Annotated in this window: 2 protein-coding genes and 1 pseudogene; 2 read left to right on the plus strand and 1 reads right to left on the minus strand. The window is 71.3% G+C overall.

What is annotated here, in order from left to right:
- Positions 1-11: 11 nt before the first annotated feature.
- Together I8N67_RS40995 and I8N67_RS41000 are read left to right on the plus strand one after the other, a co-directional pair.
- Positions 12-503 carry an NUDIX domain-containing protein gene (locus I8N67_RS40995; RefSeq protein WP_200309400.1) on the plus strand — a complete coding sequence of 164 codons (492 nt, stop codon included), beginning with the start codon at positions 12-14 and terminating at the stop codon, positions 501-503.
- A 404-nt stretch (positions 504-907) separates the two neighbouring features.
- Positions 908-3,361, plus strand: a complete 2,454-nt coding sequence (locus tag I8N67_RS41000; RefSeq protein WP_200309401.1) for a protein kinase domain-containing protein — start codon at positions 908-910, stop codon at positions 3,359-3,361.
- A 74-nt stretch (positions 3,362-3,435) separates the two neighbouring features.
- Here the strand turns inward: I8N67_RS41000 and I8N67_RS41005 are convergent.
- A pseudogene (locus tag I8N67_RS41005) lies at positions 3,436-3,687 on the minus strand (methyltransferase); the annotation flags it as partial.
- Positions 3,688-3,896: the final 209 nt, after the last annotated feature.

Here is a 3,896-nt window from a genome sequence, read left to right on the forward strand (position 1 = left end):
ACCCTTCCAGGATGACCACTCAAGACTTCGCCGCGTACATCGCGAGCCTGCCCCGCGTCCTCGCCGGCGCCGCCGCGGTCTTCCGGGACGCCGAGGGGCGGGTACTGCTCGTCGAGCCCAACTACCGCGAGGGATGGGCGTTGCCGGGCGGCACGATCGAGTCGGACGACGGAGAGACACCGAGGCAGGGCGCGCGGCGCGAGACGGCCGAGGAGATCGGACTGGACGTCGAGCTGGGGCGGCTGCTCGCCGTGGACTGGGTGCAGGGGCCGGGGCGGCCGCCGCTGGTGGCGTACGTGTACGACGGCGGGGTGCTCGGGGAGGAGGATCTCAAGCGCATCCGGCTGCAGGAGGAGGAGCTGCTGTCCTGGCGGCTCGTCCCACGCGCCGAACTCATCGGACACCTCTCGGAGACGCTCGGCCGCCGGGTGCTCGCCGCCCTCGACGCGCTGGCGGACGGTGGGGGTCCGGTCGAGTTGGAGAACGGGAACCGGGTGAACTGAACCCACGACCGGACCGGCGACGTTCGGCCACGGCGGCGGCTGTTCGACCGCTGTCGACCGCTTACAGGAGTCACCTGACCGACCGCCAGCCCCCGTGCACAGAACGTGATATGGATGAGCACTTCCCTTAGTGGAAGTTTAAAGTTGTGGCTGAAAACACTGCCCGTCCGGCCTTTCAACCTCTAGGCTGACGTCAACCCCGTCCGAGCGATCAGGCCTCCACGCCTTGCTCCGGCACCGGGGCAGTACTCGGGAAACCCGTGACCGGCGGCCCGGGCGCGGGCCGTGGCTCCAAAGATCCGAGCCGCCGGGGGAACGGTCACCGGGACCCGCCCGGGCCAGTCGGTTCCCCCCACCCCTGCGGGCCGATTCTCGCCCGTCTTCACTGAACAGGCAGCTGAGGTATGGAGCCACTGGGCTCAGACGATCCCGAGGAACTGGGTCCCTACCGGCTCGTGGCACGGCTCGGTGCGGGAGGGATGGGACGGGTCTATCTGGCGCGGTCCCCGGAGGGGCGGACCCTCGCGGTCAAGGCCGTCCGCCCCGAGCTCATGGGGGACAGAAACTTCCGTATCCGCTTCCGCCGGGAGGTGGTGGCCGCCGGAGCGGTCGGCGGCAGATTCACGGCGCCCGTGGTGGACGCCGACCCGGAGGCCGCCATACCGTGGCTGGCCACGGACTACATAGCCGGCCCCACGCTGGCCGAGGCGGTCGCCGCGTACGGTCCGCTGCCCGTGGAGTCGGTGCTCGTGCTGGGCGCCGGCATCGCCGAGGCGCTGATCTCGGTGCAGGCCGCCGGACTGGTCCACCGCGACCTCAAGCCGTCCAACGTGCTGCTCTCCGCCAACGGCCCGCGCGTCATCGACTTCGGCATCGTCCGGGCGAGCGACGGCTACGACCTCACCCGCTCCGGCGCGCTCTTCGGCTCCTTCGAGTACATGTGCCCCGAGCAGGCCACGGGCGAGCCGCTGGGCCCGGAGGGGGACGTCTTCTCGCTCGGCTCGGTCCTCACGTTCGCCGCGACCGGACACGCGCCGTTCAGCGGCAGCGCGGCGGCCACGCTGCTCTACCAGGTCGTGCACAGCGCACCCGATCTGACGGGCGTGCCCGAGCCGCTGGACAAGATCATCAACCTCTGTCTCACCAAGGACCCACGGCTGCGGATCACCCCGGACAAGCTGGCCGCGGCCTGCGCGCCCGGCGGGGTGGAGCAGCTGACGGCCGACCGCTGGCTGCCCGCGTCGGTGGCCTCCTCGATCCGCTTCCGCGCGGCGGCGGTGCGGAGCCTCGGCGCTACCCCGAACCGCCCGGTTGCCTTCCCCTCGGCCGGACCCGCCCCGGAAGCGGACGTGTTCGGCCGGGACCGGGCGCCCCACACCGGTGAGAGGGACCGGGGGCCGTACGCCCACAGCAGGGATCCGGCCGCCTACGACTTCGAGCAGGACCCGACGGCCGGCGCCGCGAAGACCCCGTCGACGTACGACTCCGCGTCCCGCGACCATTCCGCATACCCCGGGCAGGTCGGGCAGGTCGGGCAGGTCGAACAGATCGGGTACTCGGGGTACTCCGGCCGTCGGGCCGAGGGGTCGGCCGGCACCCAGCAGCCCGGTTCGGGGCCCTTTTCCCGCCCCGAGGACCCGGCGCCGTACCGCGCCGGCTCCCCCGGTCATCGTCGCGCCGGGACACGGCCCGGTCCGTCCCGGCGTACGGTCCTCGCCGTGTCGGCCGGTTCCACCGCCACCGCCGCCATCGGCGCCGCCCTGGTGCTCGGACGGAGGAAGAATCAAACGGCCGTGCGGTCCACGGAGCCGCTCGGCCCGGCCCCGAAGCCGCTGTGGACGTACCGCAGCGGTCCGCTGCTCCAGGCGCCGGCCGTCTTCAACGACGGAACAGCCCTGGTCAAGACCCGTCCGGGCGACATGGTCTGCCTCGACCTGAAGGACGGTACCCAGCCCAAGTGGGTCTTCGAGGGCATCAGTCAGTCGCCCACTCCGGCCATACTGGCCTTCGACGCCGCGATCGCGCTCGGCGAGGGGTCGACGGTGATCGGAGTCGACCCGGCCGACGGGACGGAACGTTTCACCATCGACTTCGGGCCGGACTTCCGCTTCAACACACTGCTCGGCGGCGACAACGACCGGACCATCTCGGTCATCGGTGTCCGCCTCCAGCGTGAGTCCGCCGAACAGGGCGTCGCGACGTCCACGGACACGGTGTTCAGCGTCGACCTCGCGGCCCGCCGGACCGAAGTCATCCCCATCAGCCCGGAGGACGTCGGCATCCGGATCGCGCCGGTGATCCACACCGGCGTCTTCGTCTACGCCGACGGCCTGCGCAACGTCACCGCCCGGGACACCGCCAACTCCGGCGTCCTGTGGAGACACCCCGTCGGCTACGACCTCCGGCCCGGCCTCGCCGTACTCGACCGCACGGTCTTCGCCATCGGGCAGGAACTCGAAGCCCTCGGCCTCGCCGACGGCAAGCTCCGCTGGCGGGTGAAGCCCGAGCGCGGCCAGTTCGCCTCCCTCGGCGTCTACGGCAACACGGTCTACGTCACCGGCACCAACCCCGCCGGCGTCTACGCCTTCAACGCCGCGACCGGCTCCCGGCGCTGGTTCTGCCCCACCCCACGCCTCAACGTCGACCAGCCGGTCACCGCCGGCCCCGAAGGGGTCTACGTCCCCGCCTACAAGAACAAGAACGGCTTCTACGCCATCGACAGCTCCAAGGGCACACTCCTGTGGAACTTCACCGACGGCCTGGAGACCGGCCTCAACGACTGGCAACTCGCCTGCGACCGCTCCGGCGTCCTCGTCGCCCAGCACTACGACCGCGCATACGGGCTGCCGACGGCCTGACACCGCGGGACCGTTATTGCGACTGTCGTACGTGTCCCTGTGCCGGGGCGGCCGCTGACGTGAGGACAGATCCGCTGCATCGCGCCCAGCGCCAGCCACCGTTCACGGCTGCGGCTGCCGACCGCCGCGTCCGGGTCGGCGCGGGTGTCGGAGCGCATCACCGCGCGGTAGTACGCGATGTGGTCCGGATGACGGCGGCGCAGCCACATGTCGCGGGCCGAGCGGACCAGGTGGCGCGGCACCCGCCCGGGGTGGCGCAGGGCGTAGGTGATGCGGTGGCCGAGGGCGGCCCGGTTGACGGTGACGTTCTTGGTGGTCGGCGGCATGGGGTTGTTCCTTCCGGGGTGGCTCGGGTGCTGATGCCAGCCTGGGTGCCCCGGCGGGGTGTTCGGCTCGGCCGACCGGCTCCGGTCCGGGGGCGGTTCGGTGGATCCTCGTATCAGCCGATCGGATGATGTGATCGAGAGGGGGTCACGTTAGACACAGAGGTCAGGCACAGAGGTCAGGCACAGAGAGGTGTGCAAGCTGAAGTTGC

The organism is Streptomyces adelaidensis, assembly GCF_016598475.1.
Classification (GTDB): domain Bacteria; phylum Actinomycetota; class Actinomycetes; order Streptomycetales; family Streptomycetaceae; genus Streptomyces; species Streptomyces adelaidensis.